Consider the following 16,650-nt stretch of genomic DNA (forward strand, 5'->3'; position numbering starts at 1 on the left):
GATTAAAGACTTATATGAGGTGTTTGATTTCAAATTCTATCCGTCTTTAGTCCTTATTATTTTACTACAAAAACCACGTTGATCAATGCATTGTAGTCAGCAGGTTGTCCCTGAACGGTATAATTCAAATTACCATTTGCATCGATTGTCATACTTCCCGTGTCGAACACCGTAGGGTCTGCATAGGTTACGTAGTAATACAAATCGGTACGACTATAAGTTGGAATTGCAGCAGGTGCACCCGTACTCCCGACTGTTGGTGAACCATACTGGTTGATATACTCTTGATAAAGATCAAGACTAAAAGTGCCATTGGATGATGCGTCAATTGCAATAGATGGCGGATAAAATATTCTTGCTGCTTTGGATGTAATTGGTGCTATTGCTTGAATTACGTCTTCAACTTTATCTTCTGTGGTTCCATCACCATCCACATCTACTGGTGAATCTGAATCCACTTCTGATGCTTTTTGATCATCTGTTGAAGGGTCGCCATTACACACATATTCTGTGTAATCAACTTCACTAACATCTAATGTGCCATTATTATTGTCGTCAATTCCAGTTTCGACTTTTACTCCTCCAACTGTACAGTTAAGCCCTGCGGGTTCTGCAGTTGTAACAACTAAATTAGCAAGTCCATCAGGACCTTGTTCACCTATAGGGCCTTGCTCTCCTATTGGGCCTTGTGGACCTTGTTCACCAGTTGGACCTTGCAATCCTACCGGACCCTGTTCTCCTTGTTCTCCGACCGGGCCTTGCTCTCCCATTGGGCCTTGCGGACCTTGAATGCCGGGATCACCCTGTGGGCCTTTGTCACCGGTCTCTCCCTTGTCTCCTGTTTCTCCTTTGTCACCGACAGGGCCTTGCTCTCCCATTGGGCCTTGCGGACCTTGAATGCCGGGATCACCCTGTGGGCCTTTGTCACCGGTCTCTCCCTTATCACCTGTTTCTCCTTTGTCACCGACGGGGCCTTGTTCCCCTATCGGACCTTGAGGTCCCTGTATGCCGGGGTCGCCCTGAGGGCCTTTGTCGCCCGTTTCTCCCTTATCTCCCTGAAGACCTTGCGGGCCTTGGATACCGGGGTCGCCCTGCGGGCCTTTGTCACCGGTCTCTCCCTTGTCACCTGTTTCTCCTTTGTCACCGACAGGGCCTTGTTCTCCAATCGGGCCTTGTGGTCCCTGTATGCCGGGATCGCCCTGTGGGCCTTTGTCCCCGGTCTCTCCCTTATCGCCTGTTTCTCCTTTATCTCCAACAGGACCTTGGATGCCGGGGTCACCTTGAGGACCTTGGATGCCGGGGTCGCCCTGGGGGCCTTTGTCACCTGTTTCTCCCTTATCTCCCTGAAGACCTTGTGGGCCTTGGATACCGGGGTCACCTTGAGGACCTTGGATGCCGGGGTCGCCCTGGGGGCCTTTGTCGCCCGTTTCTCCCTTATCTCCCTGAAGACCTTGTGGGCCTTGGATACCGGGGTCACCTTGAGGACCTTTGTCGCCCGTTTCTCCYTTATCTCCCTGAAGACCTTGTGGGCCYTGGATRCCGGGGTCGCCTTGAGGACCTTGGATACCGGGGTCGCCCTGCGGGCCTTTGTCRCCYGTTTCTCCCTTATCTCCCTGAAGACCTTGTGGGCCTTGGATACCGGGGTCACCTTGAGGGCCCTGGATGCCGGGGTCGCCCTGCGGGCCTTTGTCGCCCGTTTCTCCCTTATCTCCCTGAAGACCTTGTGGGCCTTGGATACCGGGGTCACCTTGAGGACCTTGGATGCCGGGGTCGCCCTGGGGGCCTTTGTCACCTGTTTCTCCCTTATCTCCCTGAAGACCTTGTGGGCCTTGGATACCGGGGTCGCCTTGAGGGCCCTTGTCACCGGTCTCTCCCTTGTCGCCTGTTTCTCCTTTGTCACCGACGGGACCTTGCTCTCCCATTGGACCTTGTGGACCAATGGCTCCTCCCGCTGCAACATCCGTAAGAGGAATTGAAACAATATTATTGTCCGAGTCTGTTAACACCAAGTCTGTTCCGACCACCTCCATTCTACTATTTACCGTATTAGTGTCGATAAATGTTAATTCCCATGAATCACCATCCCAGAAGTATATGGTTCCTGTATTGGTATTTACGTAGATATCTCCCAAATCTGCACCAACTGGTGTTATCGCACCGGAACTGGAAACATCCATACCCTTAAGGACCTCACAATTGCATTGATCCTGAAGGGTTACTGTGGTTTGAGAAAAGGCAATTCCTGTAAAAAGAAGAAAAAATAGGGCTAGAATGCTCTTTTTCATGAGGTTACTATTAGTTGAGGATTGTGTTTGTTGTTTTGTTGATTTTGTATTTTTGGTCTACTCGTTCCTATGTAGTTCTACTTACCGAATTTTCAACCTGATACAAATTTACCCCCACTTTTAGGGGCTGAAAATAATTGTTGTGAACAGATGGAATAGAACTGTATAGTCCATAGATTTTGAGGTGACCCCAATATTTTTTTACACTTTTTTAAAGGCTGTTCGTCGATAAGCCCTAAATAGAACAGTGGGTTTAGTAGGTTGAATCTTACAAGTTTACGTAAACAGGAAAGTATCAGGCTTCACTATGAAGAAGTGAACTATCCAATAAAATAGTAACAATATATTGGGATAGAATCCATAAAAAACGACCCCATAATGAGGCCGCTCGAATATTTTATTGCTACAAAAAATTTTTATTCAAAAATAATGAACTCCGACCTTCTATTAAGTTGATGTTCTTCTTCGGAGCATTTTGAGCCATTTACACAGTCGTTTACCAATCGGGTTTCGCCAAATCCTTCACCCTCTAATCTAGAAGGAGAAATTCCTTTGGAAATCATATAATCAACAGTGGATTCTGCTCTTTTTTGTGATAACCAAAGGTTATAGGCATCAATACCCCGGCTATCGGTATGTGAGTTTACCTTAATTTTTAGACTTGGGTATTTTTCCATGGCCACAATTACTTTCTGAATCTCAATTTCAGCATCTGGTCGGATATTATACTTGTTCAAATCAAAGTATATGGTACTCAACTGTAGTAATTTTGCCAGGTCGTCGCCAAAACCTCCGGTGACCAAATCGCGTTCCAAATAAAAATCCACAATTCGAGGTTTTCCATCGGATATTGGCAAATATTCTTCCGCAGGTACATAACCATCCCTTGATGCTCTTACAAAATTACCTTTGGAACAATCCAATTGGAGTATGTAATTACCGTCAGAATCAGTAATAGTAGAAGAAATCTCGTTATTTTCCTCATCGATGATTTTTACGGTTGCTCCGGCAAGAACCTCGTTAGAAATGCGATCCCTAACGGTTCCTGTTACTTCTTGTATGCAATCCAATGTAAGTGGCTCATTTTCCACAAATTCGTAAATATCATCATCTCCCATGCCGCCATCCCTGTTTGAAGCGAAATATCCTGCTTTGTCCTCGGTGTTGTAGATAAAGGAAAAGTCATCTTTTGGAGTGTTGATCGGTTTCCCTACGTTAACTACTGGCTGGCTATAATCGTTATAGGTGATTTTAGTAGCAAAAATATCCAATCCGCCCAGTCCTTGGTGTCCATCGGACGAAAAGTATAGTACTCCTTCTTGGGTTATATATGGGAATGTTTCCCTGGCCATGGTATTGATATTGTCTCCTAAATTTTGGATTGGACCATAGGTGCCATCCCCTATAATCTCTGTCGCAAAAATATCCGATTCTCCCAAACTGCCGGGCATATCGGAAACGAAGTAGAGTTTCTTTCCATCTGGACTCAACATGGGGTGGGCCACGGAATAAGAATCACTATTGAACGGAAGTTCCACAATATTGGTCCACTTTCCATCAATATATTCTGCACTAAAGATTTTTAAGCGTATAATTCCTTCTTCATCCTTCTTCTTTCTTCCATCGAAGAAATTGTTTCGGGTAAAGTACATGGTGGTACCATCTTTTGTAACCACAGATGTGGATTCGTGCAATCGCGTATTTATATCGCCTTCCAGTTTTACTGCCTTATCGTTGGAAACACTATCGGCATTTACTTTGTAAAGGTCTAAAAAATCCCTAGCGTTCCACGTGTGCCTGTACCTCGCAAAATTGCCCGTATCGCGATCGGAAGCAAAAATGAGGCCTTTTTCGTAATAGGCAGCGGCAAAATCTGAATACTTGCTATTGTACGGAAATGGCTTTATGGTATACCTGCCAGAGTTCTCTTCAATTTTGGCCATGTAATCCTCATCAAAATCTACCATGGAAGAGGTCATCTCCTTAAAGTTCTGCATAATTTGGGCAGCCTTGTCATAGTTCCCTACCGACTTTAAACTTTGTGCATATCGGAAAACATCCTCCACTGACATCTCATCTGGATAGGTTTCTTCCAACTTTTTATAAGTATCTGCTGCTTCATTGTACTTAGCGTTGAAATAATATGCGTTTCCTAGCCTTTTCAACAAATCTGGGGAGCTATACCCCTTGTCCAATACTTTTTTGTAAATATCTATGGCCGGGCTAAAGGAGTATTGCCTGTAGCGTTCATCGGCCTTTTCCATAACCCTGGCAGTCTGCTTATCGGGAATACTGTCCTGTTGCGCATTTACGTTGACCAGACATCCACAAACGATGATAAATAATGTGAGTATTCTTTTCAGCATTCTAAACATTATTAAAAGAATCTAGGTGATATGGTTCTTTGGAAAGATTTTAACAATTCCAATCTTAGGAATACTTCAAAAGATCCGTCATTGAACTGTGTTCCTCCCAATTCCGTTGTTTCGCGATCATATGCCAATCCCAACATAATCTGATCCGTTACTTGAAAACCGACCAAGCCGCTCACTGCGGCATCCCAACGGTAAGCTGCACCAAAACTGAATTTATTGGCAAACAGGAAGCTTGCGGAAAGGTCTACCTGCAAAGGTGCCCCTCCTACCGCTTTTGTAAGCAACGCTGGTTTAAATTGAAGGTCTGCGCCCAAATCAAAAACATATCCAGTGATCAAATAAATATTCATACGCTCTGCGGAGAGAAAGTTTACTCCATCGTCCGAGTTATCATTGTCAAAATATTCTGATTCCAGAACGTTTGGAGCGGAAACCCCTGCATAGAACTTATCTGAGTGATAATAAATCCCAAGTCCAAAATTAGGAGTGAACCTATTGTCTATATTATTTTGGTTGACTACTTCTTGGTCAAAATTCCGAAGTCTGTTGAAGTCCAAACTCAACATATTCCCACCTGCTTTCAATCCAAAAGATAACTTGGCGTCCATGGAAACATCAATAGTGTAGGATACAACGGCATCCAAATATGTTTCCTGTACCACACCGTCACCAATATTGTCGTTAACAATGGAAATACCGTATCCCAACCTACTGTTGCGTATAGGTGAATGCAAGTTTAAAGTGAAGGTTTCCGGAGCGCCGTCCAAACCTACCCATTGTGACCGGTATAGTCCAGCGAAACTAAGCTGCCCCCTAGACCCAGCGTAAGCAGGGTTGACACTCAAGGTATTATACATGTATTGTGTATATTGGGCATCCTGTTGGGCGATTGCACCCGCGGATACAATTCCAATAAACAACAACGTAGTTAAAAAATGTTTTTTTACCATTCTATCAATATCTTATCTGCTTATATAAATGTATTCGGAGTCTGTAAAACTTCCCTGCACGGTTTCGTAATTAAATATGTAAAAATACACCCCTGCTGGTAGGTAATCGTTTACGCTCAAAGCTGATTTACCTCTAACACGTCCATCGAAAACATTGTTTACATTATCGTAGTTGTTGCCTTCAAATACAAGGGTTCCCCAACGATTAAATATTCTGATGGAGCTCGATTTGATATACTCGACACCTCGAATGAAGAGAAAGTCATTTTTTAAATCCCCGTTCGGTGTCAACATTTGGTTTACTTCGATAGCTTCAACTACCACCGTAACCGTGGCCGTGTCACAATTGTTTGGGTTGGCCGTTTCACATATCGTATATTCAATGGTGTAAGTACCGGGTTGTGTTCCTGGTGCAACGGATACACTCCCATCTTCGTTTACAGTAAGTCCATTTGTAGGGGTGGAAGTTAATATTACATCGATCAAGGATACTGCCTCACCATTCAAAGTATCGTTGAACAGTACATCGCTATTGGCAATCAATCCACCTCCAGCACCTGCATTATATGTATCATCAATGGCATCTATAACATTATCCCCACCTTGCATTACTTCAACGGTAACCGTAGCAGAATCACAATTGTTCACATCCAAAACATCACAAATGGTATAGCTTATGGTGTAGGTACCTGCTTCGGTCCCGGGCACAACACTTACACTTCCATCTTCGTTGATAATAAGTTCGCCGGTTGATGTGGAGGTCAATAGTACATCGGCCAAGGTCACAGGCTCACCATTATACATATCATTGGACAGTACGTTACCATCTACAATCACACCGTCTTCTTCCACTCTTGCTGTATAGTTATCATCCACTGCATCGATAACATTCCCTGTTCCTTGCATTACTTCAACAGTAACCGTAGCGGAATCACAATTGTTTACATCCAAAACATCACAAATGGTATAATTGATCGTGTATGTACCTGCTCCGGTTCCGGGAACCACACTTACACTTCCATCTTCGTTGATGGTAAGTTCGTTGGTCGATGTAGAGGTCAGTATAACATCGGCAAGGGTTACAGCTTCTCCATTATAGGTATCGTTAAACAGTACATTGCTATCCGCAATCACACCACCTTCCCCTACATTTGTTGTATAGTTATCATCTGCTGCATCCAATACATTTGCGCCTACCTCTATATATATAGTTGCTGAAGCGCAAACACTTGGGTCCGGCAAAACATTACATACTTGATAGATTATGGTAACCGTTGAATTGGATTCGGAAGCTACTGGAGTATAGTTTACATAGCCAGTCTCATTATCAAAAGTAACTGTACCAATTGCATCTCCTCCAGTTCTTGACAAATTTGTAACCCCTATATTGATAGGATTGTTGTTAGGGAGAAAATCATCGTTCTCTAAAATGTTTATTGCCGCTTCGGTTAATGCTGGGGTCGACCCATAATCATCACTGGCATTTGCCGTTAATGGGTCAGGGTCTGTTTCATTTGGATTACCATCACCGTCACAGTCCAAAGCTTCCCAATCTGCAGTTTGCGGCAAGGTCACACTTTCTAGGTTATAATCACATGGATCTAATGGATCCGTACCATCTTCTTTCTCATCACCATTGGTAACACCGTCACCGTCACAATCAGAACTGTTCCAAGTTGAATCAGGGGAAACTGTTTGACTGTCGAGCACAAAATCACATGGATCTTGTGGGTCCGTTCCATCCTCTTTTTCATCACCATTGGTAACACCGTCACCATCGCAATCTGCCTCAAGGTAATCCCCAGTTTGCGGCAAGGTCACACTTTCCGGGTTATAATCGCAAGGGTCAAATGGGTCGGTACCGTCTTCTTTTTCATCTTCGTTGGTGACCCCATCACCGTCACAATCGGCAGTTAAATAATCACCGGTTTGTGGCTGGGTGATATGCTCTTCAATAAAATCGCAAGGGTCGGTCGGGTCGGTTCCATCTTCCTCTTCATCCTCATCGGTAACTCCATCGCCATCGGTATCCGTATCATTATCCAAATAATCCGGAGTGCCGTCTTCATCGGTATCATCATTGGTAGGGTCGCCATCACCATTGGCATCTTCATCCGGAGTATCTATTCCATCACCGTCATCATCAACATCTCGATAATTAACATCCTCAGTACCATCTCTATCTGGTAGATCAGTTGCAGGGTTTTCAATTTCATCGTTCACATCAAAGCCGTCATTTACATCACTGCCTTCATAACCGTCGTCAAGACCATCACCATCCGAATCTACACCTGTATAGATCCAATCGGGTATTCCATCAAAATTAAAATCGTTCCCTTCATTATTATCCGGCACCCAGTCATTATCACTGTCGTCATCCAAATAATCTGGAGTTCCGTCAGCATCAGTATCTTCTAATGAAAGTCCCATTGTTTCGCCACTTTCGTAGGCATCATCAAGGCCATTCCCATTAAGGTCATCTCCAGATGGAGGAATGTACTCAGAGGTAGGTTGCGCCTCTACGTTGTCTGGAATTCCATCGTCATCACTGTCAATATCCAATCTATCTGGGTACCCATCATCATCACTATCAATGTCTTCACTAAAATTGACCGTTTGTGGGTCATTAAAATTATCTAAACATGTAAATTGTATACCGGCTTGTCTAGCCACGTTCGTTTTAAAATTGTCATCCACATCGGCCTGAATTCCAAAACGGAAGACAAAAGAGTCAATGTTTAAGAACTCAACAGCAACATTTACGGAGGGGTGCTCATTTGAAATACCATCATATTCCCGCGTACCTCCATTCACTAAAAAGCCACCTGTGGTATTTTGAACCGTTATTTCATTATCGGCATCGAGGGTATAACTTGCAGGTGTATTGAATCGATTATATTCTTGATAGTCCCCGTTCCCATCAACATCAATAAAGTTTGCACTGAGTTCTTCTAAAACAACGGGGGTATTTGTTCCCTGTTCCACAAAAGAGATCCTAAAATCTACGTAAGGCCTTCTTTCTTCTGATGTTGTGGTGAAATAGATTTCTGGTTTAAAAAATTCTGCATCGGTCTCATTCTGGTCAAAATATAAAATTTCACCATTCACTACTTTTTCAATCGTAACCAGTGCATCCAAACTTTCTTCAACTCCTTGATAACGATAAACGGCTCCTTCGGAAAGCGCATCGCCCGACTCCAAGGTCGGCTCCATTCCAAAATTTAATTTTGGAACCGTACTGCAATCAAAATCTGTACTTACCACGCTGGATTCGTTTTGATCAAGGATTCCATCATTATCCGAATCCATATCCAAATAGTCCGCCACACCATCACTATCCGTATCTATCGGTGTCAATCCATTTCCCACTCCTGGGGAATCTTCATACATATCATCCAACCCGTTTCCATCGGAATCCACACCGGAAGGCAACCGAAAGTCTGCAAAGTTTTGCGCTTCATAATTGTCCAATAATCCGTCGCCATCGGAATCCAAATCCAGGTAATTCGGGATACCATCTCCATCGAAATCGGTTGGGTTGGTAGCGGGATTGTTATCGCCATCGAGGTTTGCATCTTCCACAACATCCAATATGCCATCGTTATCACTGTCGATATCAACACTATCAGGCACGCCATCACCATCAGAATCGGTATTACCGCTCATTAAATAGGTATCTGCCATATTCGTTATTGGATTGATTGCCGGAACAATGCTAGAATATATAGGCAATCCCAAAAATAGAAGTAACAATAATAGTGTGCTCTTCTTGAAATTCAAGAAAGTAATTTTTTCCATAAATGATTAAGTTTTGGTCAACTAATCACCATGGCAACAAGTGGTTCCCGTAATTGTAAGAAAATTGGGGTTTTCTTATTGGTTTTAATATCACCAGTGCTTTCGACACACTTCGATACAAATAGGTCACATAATTAACTTATTTGACCCTCACCTCCTATTTTTATCGATAAAAGGCGATTTCTTCATCATTATTTACCTCATCTGCTTATTTACAAATGGATAATGCTATTGTGGAATGGTCAGCGATTTAAAAACCGGCGAAAATTACTTTTCTTTTTGGTTTTGACTAGTTTTAATTCTTATTTTTTTTCCAATAATATTAACAATCCTGAATCGCACTAAAAATGAGTGGCAAAACATATAAATCCTGTATTTTTGCCGAAATTTTTGTTGATGGAATTTGAAAAGGAAATAGCAAAACGAAGAACTTTTGGCATTATCTCCCACCCCGATGCCGGAAAAACAACCTTGACCGAAAAATTACTATTGTTCGGTGGTGCAATCCAAGAAGCTGGTGCTGTAAAAAGCAATAAAATCAAAAAATCGGCAACCAGCGACTTTATGGAGATTGAGCGCCAAAGGGGGATTTCCGTAGCTACTTCCGTTTTGGCCTTTATTTACAAAGACAAAAAAATCAATATTCTGGATACTCCCGGGCACAAGGATTTTGCCGAGGACACTTTCCGAACCCTGACCGCAGTTGATAGCGTAATTGTGGTAATCGACGTTGCCAAGGGTGTGGAGGAACAAACCGAAAAGTTGGTTGAGGTTTGCCGTATGCGCAACATTCCCATGATTGTATTTATCAACAAATTGGACCGTGAAGGTAAGGATGCGTTTGACCTTTTGGACGAAGTGGAGCAAAAATTAGGTTTGACAGTAACCCCACTGAGTTTTCCAATTGGTATGGGTTACGATTTTAAAGGCATTTACAATATCTACGAAAAAAACATCAACCTTTTTAGCGGCAACAGCAAAAAGAACATCGAAGAAACCATTGCTTTTGACAATCTGGACAATCCAGAACTTGAGAAAATCATAGGTACCGATGCCGCCGAAGAACTGCGCGATAATTTAGATCTAGTTGAGGGTGTTTACCCCGATTTTGACAAGGATGCTTATTTAAAAGGTGAACTTCAGCCTGTCTTTTTTGGTTCTGCCTTAAACAATTTTGGAGTTCGGGAACTGTTGGATTGTTTTGTGAACATTGCCCCATCTCCACGACCTAAAAAAGCCGAAGAACGATTGGTAAAGGCAAATGAAAAAGATTTTTCTGGTTTTGTATTTAAGATACACGCCAACATGGACCCCAAACACCGAGATCGTTTGGCGTTTGTAAAGATTGTTTCCGGTACATTTGAAAGAAATACACCCTATTTACACGTAAGGCAAGGGAAAAAACTCAAATTCTCCAGCCCAAATGCTTTTTTTGCAGAAAAAAAGGAAATTGTGGACATCTCCTATCCGGGTGATATTGTAGGGCTTCACGATACTGGAAACTTCAAAATTGGGGATACTTTGACCAGTGGTGAAGAACTGCACTACAAAGGCATTCCAAGCTTTTCACCGGAGCACTTTAGGTACATCAACAATGCCGACCCCATGAAAGCCAAACAATTGTACAAGGGCATTGATCAGCTTATGGACGAAGGGGTAGCACAGCTTTTTACCTTGGAAATGAACGGAAGAAAGGTGATTGGTACCGTGGGAGCATTGCAGTATGAAGTAATCCAGTATAGATTGGAGCACGAGTACGGTGCTAAATGTACCTACGAGAACTTCCCCGTACATAAGGCTTGTTGGGTAGAGGCCGAGGATGAAAACAACGAAGAGTTCAAAGAGTTTAAGCGTGTAAAGCAAAAGTTTTTGGCGACGGACAAAAAAGGGCAGTTGGTATTTTTGGCAGATTCGCCTTTCTCCTTGCAAATGACCCAACAAAAATATCCTTCGGTAAAGTTGCACTACACCTCCGAATTTGAGTAAGAATTCAATTTAAAGTACAAGCATACACCTCTGAATATGAAATGGTTGCAACATTCATATGTATTTTTTTTGTACATTGATTAGCGTAACCAATTAAATAATCAAATTATGACGACTTCAGTTAAGCCGCCTACTTGGTTTTGGGTGGTAAGCGTTATCGCTCTTCTATGGAATTTGATGGGCGTTGGCAACTATCTCAACCAAGCTTTTAACCAAATGGCACTTTTGGAAAGCATGGATCAGGCCCAGCGTGAAGCTTTTGAGGGAATCCCTGCTTGGGCAACCGCCGCTTTTGCCATTGCCGTTTTTTCGGGGACATTGGCTTGTATCGGACTTTTACTGCGTAAGAAGTGGGCCAGAACTTTTTTTATAATCTCATTGGTTGCTGCTGTGGCACAATTCATCCATTGGTTGTTTATTTCCAACGCTGTTGAGGCCTTTGGGTCATCTACCTACGCCATGCCTGTGGTAATCATCATTATAGGTATTTACCTGATTTTCTTTTCGAAAAAGGGAATTGAGAAAGGTTGGTTAAAGTGAAAAAATAAAAAAGCCCCAAAAATTGGGGCTTTTTTTATGCTTCTCCAGTGGGACCAAAATTTAACGGTATCGCTGGTTGCTCGTAGTCTTGAATGGTTCCGTGTGCCTGTTCAAAGCGACTGACATTATCGTTCAATGCCTTTAGCAACTTTTTGGCATGTTGCGGTGTCAATATGATCCTGCTCTTTACCTTGGCTTTGGGAGCGCCGGGCATCAAGCTGATAAAGTCCACCACAAATTCGGATACGGAATGGTTGATGATGGCAAGATTGGAATAGGTCCCTTCTGCCGTTTTTTCATCCAACTCTATGTTGATCTGTTTCTGATTTTTCTTTTCTTCAGCCATATCACTTTATCTTAAAAAGAAAAACCCCGACCTAAAGGCCAGGGTTTATTTTATTTAGAATTTGAATTCCTCTTTTCGGGCCATGATTTCATCGTACTCCTCTTTGGAACCTACAATGATGCTGTCATAATCCCTCATACCGGTACCGGCTGGAATTTTATGTCCTACAATTACATTTTCCTTCAATCCTTCCAAGGTATCCACTTTACCGCTTACCGCAGCTTCGTTCAATACTTTGGTGGTTTCTTGGAACGATGCAGCCGAGATAAAGGACTTGGTCTGCAACGATGCTCTAGTGATACCCTGCAAGATTGGCGTAGCAGTTGCTGCGACAGCATCTCTTGCGGTTACCAAGGTTTTGTCCTCTCTTCTAAGAATTGAGTTCTCGTCCCTTAGTTCACGTACTGTCAAAATCTGTCCTGGTTTCAATCTTTCGGAATCACCAGCATCCTCAACAACTTTTTTACCGAAAATTTCATCATTTTCGTTGATAAAGTCGTCTTTATGCACCAATTGATTCTCTAGGAAGATGGTATCTCCTGGATCTTGAATCTTCACTTTACGCATCATTTGTCTTACAACAACTTCAAAGTGCTTATCGTTAATTTTCACACCTTGTAAACGGTAAACTTCTTGTACTTCGTTTACCAAGTATTGCTGTACTGCTGATGGTCCTTTGATGGCCAAGATGTCTTCCGGTGTAATGGAACCATCGGACAATGGCATACCTGCACGCACATAGTCATTTTCCTGAACCAAAATCTGGTTGGACAACTTAACCAAGTACTTTTTGATATCTCCTGTCTTGGACTCGATGATAATCTCACGGTTACCACGCTTGATCTTACCGAAGGATACCACACCATCAATCTCAGAAACAACTGCTGGGTTGGATGGGTTACGTGCTTCGAAAAGCTCGGTTACCCTTGGAAGACCACCGGTAATATCCCCTGCCTTGGCAGATTTACGTGGGATTTTTACCAAAATCTTACCTTCTTTCACCTTCTCGCCATCATCAATCATAAGGTGGGAACCAACTGGCAAGTTGTAAGAACGCAATGTTTCGCCTTTGCTATCCTTGATCAACAAGGTCGGGATAAGTTTCTTGTTTCTAGTTTCAGAAATTACTTTCTCCTGGAAACCAGTCTGTTCATCGATTTCAACTTGGTAAGTAACCCCTTGCTCAATGTTCTCGTAGGCAATCTGTCCGGAGAACTCGGAAACAATCACACCGTTATATGGATCCCATTCACAAATCACGGTTCCTTTGGTAATCTTTTCACCGTTTTTGATGAACAATTGAGAACCATAAGGAATGTTATTTGTACTTAGGGTAATTCCAGTTTTTGGATCAATAATTTTAACTTCTGAGGTCCTGGAAATTACAATGTTGGTTTTTCCACCTTCACTGTTTTCTCCTTCAACAAGCCTTAGATCTTCGATTTCGGCGATACCGTCAAACTTGGATTCCAACTTGTTGTCCTCGGAAATGTTACCTGCAATACCACCCACGTGGAAGGTACGCAGGGTCAACTGTGTACCAGGCTCACCAATAGACTGTGCAGCTACAACACCAACAGCTTCTCCTCGCTGTACCATTTTGTTAGTCGCTAGGTTTCTACCGTAACATTTGGCGCAGATTCCTTGTGGAGCCTCACAGGTCAATGGAGACCTTACTTCTATTTTCTCGATTGGAGCGGCTTCTACCCTTCTTACATCTGCTTCATTGATTTCTTGGCCAGCTCTAAGAACAAGCTCTTCGGTCAATGGGTTGTACACATCGTGCAACGATACCCTACCTAAAATCCTTTCACCTAAGGTTTCAACAATTTCCTCGTTTTTCTTCAATGGTTCTACCTCGATACCTCTCAAGGTTTCACAGTCTTCGCTATTAACGATAACATCTTGCGATACATCAACCAAACGTCTGGTCAAGTAACCCGCATCTGCCGTTTTCAAAGCGGTATCCGCAAGACCTTTACGGGCACCGTGGGTAGAGATAAAGTATTCCAAAATTGACAATCCTTCCTTAAAGTTCGAAAGAATCGGGTTTTCGATAATCTCACCACCACCTGCGGTAGATTTTTTAGGCTTGGCCATCAATCCACGCATACCGGTCAACTGACGAATCTGCTCTTTGGAACCCCTTGCACCTGAATCCAACATCATGTATACAGAGTTGAATCCTTGTTTGTCTTCACGAATTCGCTTCATGGCCAATTCGGTCAACATGGCATTGGTTGATGTCCAAACATCAATAACCTGGTTATATCGCTCGTTGTTGGTGATAAGACCCATGTTATAGTTCATCATAATACCATCGACCTGCTCGTTTGCCTCGCCGATCATATCCTGCTTTTCTGCTGGAATGATGATATCTCCCAAACTAAAGGATAGACCACCTTTAAAGGCGAAATCGTATCCCATGGCCTTGATCTTGTCCAAGAACTCAGCGGTTGTAGGTACATCGGTCACCGCAAGAATGTCCCCAATAATATTTCTTAGGGCTTTCTTGTTCAATACTTGGTTGATGAATCCTGCTTGTTCTGGCACTTCCGTGTTGAACAATACACGACCTACCGTGGTTTCAATAATTTGATATACCAACTCGCCCTCTTCGTTAAAGTCTTTGGCTCTTACCTTGATTCCGGCATTAAGCGAAACTTTTTTCTCGTTAAAGGCAATCTCTACCTCTTCAGAAGAATAGAAGGTCAATCCTTCACCTAAAACAGGTTCCTCGGGGGTAGATTTTTTCTCCTTGGTCATGTAGTACAATCCCAAAACCATATCCTGAGATGGTACGGTAATCGGAGAACCATTAGCAGGGTTAAGGATGTTTTGTGAAGCCAACATCAATAATTGTGCTTCCAAAATAGCCTCTGGCCCTAGAGGCAAGTGAACTGCCATCTGATCCCCATCAAAATCCGCGTTAAATGCGGTACATGCCAATGGGTGCAAACGAATCGCCTTACCTTCAATAAGTTTAGGCTGGAACGCTTGGATACCCAATCTGTGCAATGTGGGGGCCCGGTTCAATAGTACTGGGTGTCCTTTAAGGACGTTTTCAAGAATGTCCCAAACTACGGGCTCTTTCTTGTCTATAATCTTTTTCGCAGATTTAACGGTCTTTACAATACCTCTTTCAATCAGCTTACGGATGATGAATGGCTTATAAAGCTCGGCCGCCATATCTTTTGGAAGACCACATTCGTACAATTTCAGTTCCGGTCCAACAACAATTACGGAACGAGCGGAGTAATCCACACGTTTACCCAAAAGGTTTTGACGGAAACGACCTTGCTTACCTTTCAATGAATCGGAAAGGGATTTCAATGGCCTGTTTGATTCTGTTTTTACCGCAGATGCTTTTCTTGTGTTATCGAAAAGGGAATCCACCGCTTCTTGAAGCATACGTTTTTCGTTCCTCAAAATCACCTCTGGTGCCTTGATCTCCATCAAACGCTTCAAACGGTTGTTACGGATAATCACCCTACGGTACAAGTCGTTCAAATCGGAAGTGGCAAAACGACCACCATCCAACGGCACCAACGGACGCAATTCCGGTGGGATCACAGGAATTACCTTCATGATCATCCACTCAGGGTTGTTCTCCCTATTTCCTTGCGACTCACGCAAAGCTTCCACTACTTGAAGACGCTTCAAGGCTTCGGTCTTACGCTGTTTTGAAGTCTCTGTGTTTGCCTTATGACGAAGTTCGTAGGACAATTGTTCCAAATCGATTCTGGACAAAATGTCGATCAAACACTCCGCACCCATTTTGGCAATGAACTTGTTGGGATCGGTATCCTCCAAGTATTGGTTCTCGGTAGGAATGGATTCCAAAATGTTCAAGTATTCTTCCTCGGTCAAGAAATCCATTTTATTGATTTCCTCACCTTCAGGACCTTTGGCAATACCTGGCTGGATAACCACATACCTTTCGTAGTAGATGATCATATCCAACTTTTTGGAAGGCAGTCCCAAAAGGTATCCTATTTTGTTTGGCAGTGAACGGAAGTACCAGATGTGTGCCACAGGAACCACAAGGTTGATGTGCCCTACACGGTCTCTACGTACTTTTTTCTCCGTCACTTCAACACCACAACGATCACAAACGATTCCACGGTAACGGATTCTTTTGTATTTACCACAGGCACATTCGTAATCCTTTACAGGACCAAAAATACGCTCGCAGAACAATCCATCACGCTCTGGTTTGTGCGTTCTATAGTTAATGGTTTCAGGCTTCAACACCTCGCCACGGGACTCGGCCAAAATTGACTCTGGAGAGGCCAATCCTATGGAAATTTTGTTGAACCTTTTTTGTGCGTTATTATCTTTTATTCTAGCCATAACAATATGGTGATGAT

8 protein-coding genes are annotated in these 16,650 nt (G+C 43.0%); 2 read left to right on the forward strand and 6 right to left on the reverse strand.

Annotated features, from left to right (window positions below; translation table 11 throughout):
* Positions 1–56: 56 nt before the first annotated feature.
* The 4 genes from GO009_RS13765 to GO009_RS17530 all read right to left on the reverse strand — a co-directional run bounded on the left by GO009_RS13765 (position 57) and on the right by GO009_RS17530 (position 9,408).
* A complete protein-coding gene (locus GO009_RS13765; protein WP_163626875.1) occupies positions 57–2,285 on the reverse strand; it encodes a hypothetical protein in 2,229 nt (742 codons plus the stop codon).
* A 416-nt stretch (positions 2,286–2,701) separates the two neighbouring features.
* Positions 2,702–4,651: an OmpA family protein gene (locus GO009_RS17855; RefSeq protein ID WP_163626877.1), complete on the reverse strand. Its 1,950-nt coding sequence runs from the start codon at positions 4,649–4,651 to the stop codon at positions 2,702–2,704.
* An 11-nt stretch (positions 4,652–4,662) separates the two neighbouring features.
* Positions 4,663–5,610, reverse strand: a complete 948-nt coding sequence (locus tag GO009_RS13775) for a type IX secretion system membrane protein PorP/SprF (RefSeq protein WP_203532459.1) — start codon at positions 5,608–5,610, stop codon at positions 4,663–4,665.
* A 12-nt stretch (positions 5,611–5,622) separates the two neighbouring features.
* Complete coding sequence (locus GO009_RS17530) at positions 5,623–9,408, reverse strand: gliding motility-associated C-terminal domain-containing protein (RefSeq protein WP_203532460.1); 3,786 nt, start codon at positions 9,406–9,408, stop codon at positions 5,623–5,625.
* 396 nt (positions 9,409–9,804) lie between these two features.
* Between GO009_RS17530 and GO009_RS13780 the strand changes: the two genes are divergently transcribed.
* On the forward strand, positions 9,805–11,394 hold the full coding sequence (locus GO009_RS13780) for a peptide chain release factor 3 (protein WP_163626879.1): 1,590 nt from the start codon (positions 9,805–9,807) through the stop codon (positions 11,392–11,394).
* A 108-nt stretch (positions 11,395–11,502) separates the two neighbouring features.
* Positions 11,503–11,934 carry a hypothetical protein gene (locus GO009_RS13785; RefSeq protein WP_163626880.1) on the forward strand — a complete coding sequence of 144 codons (432 nt, stop codon included), beginning with the start codon at positions 11,503–11,505 and terminating at the stop codon, positions 11,932–11,934.
* A gap of 34 nt (positions 11,935–11,968) precedes the next feature.
* Here the strand turns inward: GO009_RS13785 and GO009_RS13790 are convergent, their stop codons facing one another.
* Complete coding sequence (locus GO009_RS13790; protein WP_108247113.1) at positions 11,969–12,280, reverse strand: DUF3467 domain-containing protein; 312 nt, start codon at positions 12,278–12,280, stop codon at positions 11,969–11,971.
* A gap of 54 nt (positions 12,281–12,334) precedes the next feature.
* On the reverse strand, positions 12,335–16,633 hold the full coding sequence (gene rpoC / locus GO009_RS13795) for a DNA-directed RNA polymerase subunit beta' (RefSeq protein WP_163626882.1): 4,299 nt from the start codon (positions 16,631–16,633) through the stop codon (positions 12,335–12,337).
* Positions 16,634–16,650: the final 17 nt, after the last annotated feature.

This window comes from Allomuricauda sp. TY007 (genome assembly GCF_010468565.1).
Lineage (GTDB): Bacteria > Bacteroidota > Bacteroidia > Flavobacteriales > Flavobacteriaceae > Flagellimonas.

Excerpts from the sequence above, each read along its gene's own strand:
- GO009_RS13790 (WP_108247113.1), bottom strand. The coding sequence starts at position 12,280 with ATGGCTGAAGAAAAGAAAAATCAGAAACAGATCAACATAGAGTTGGAT.
- GO009_RS13780 (WP_163626879.1), top strand. The coding sequence starts at position 9,805 with ATGGAATTTGAAAAGGAAATAGCAAAACGAAGAACTTTTGGCATTATC.
- GO009_RS17855 (WP_163626877.1), bottom strand. The coding sequence starts at position 4,651 with ATGCTGAAAAGAATACTCACATTATTTATCATCGTTTGTGGATGTCTG.
- GO009_RS13775 (WP_203532459.1), bottom strand. The coding sequence starts at position 5,610 with ATGGTAAAAAAACATTTTTTAACTACGTTGTTGTTTATTGGAATTGTA.
- GO009_RS13785 (WP_163626880.1), top strand. The coding sequence starts at position 11,503 with ATGACGACTTCAGTTAAGCCGCCTACTTGGTTTTGGGTGGTAAGCGTT.
- GO009_RS17530 (WP_203532460.1), bottom strand. The coding sequence starts at position 9,408 with ATGGAAAAAATTACTTTCTTGAATTTCAAGAAGAGCACACTATTATTG.
- rpoC (WP_163626882.1), bottom strand. The coding sequence starts at position 16,633 with ATGGCTAGAATAAAAGATAATAACGCACAAAAAAGGTTCAACAAAATT.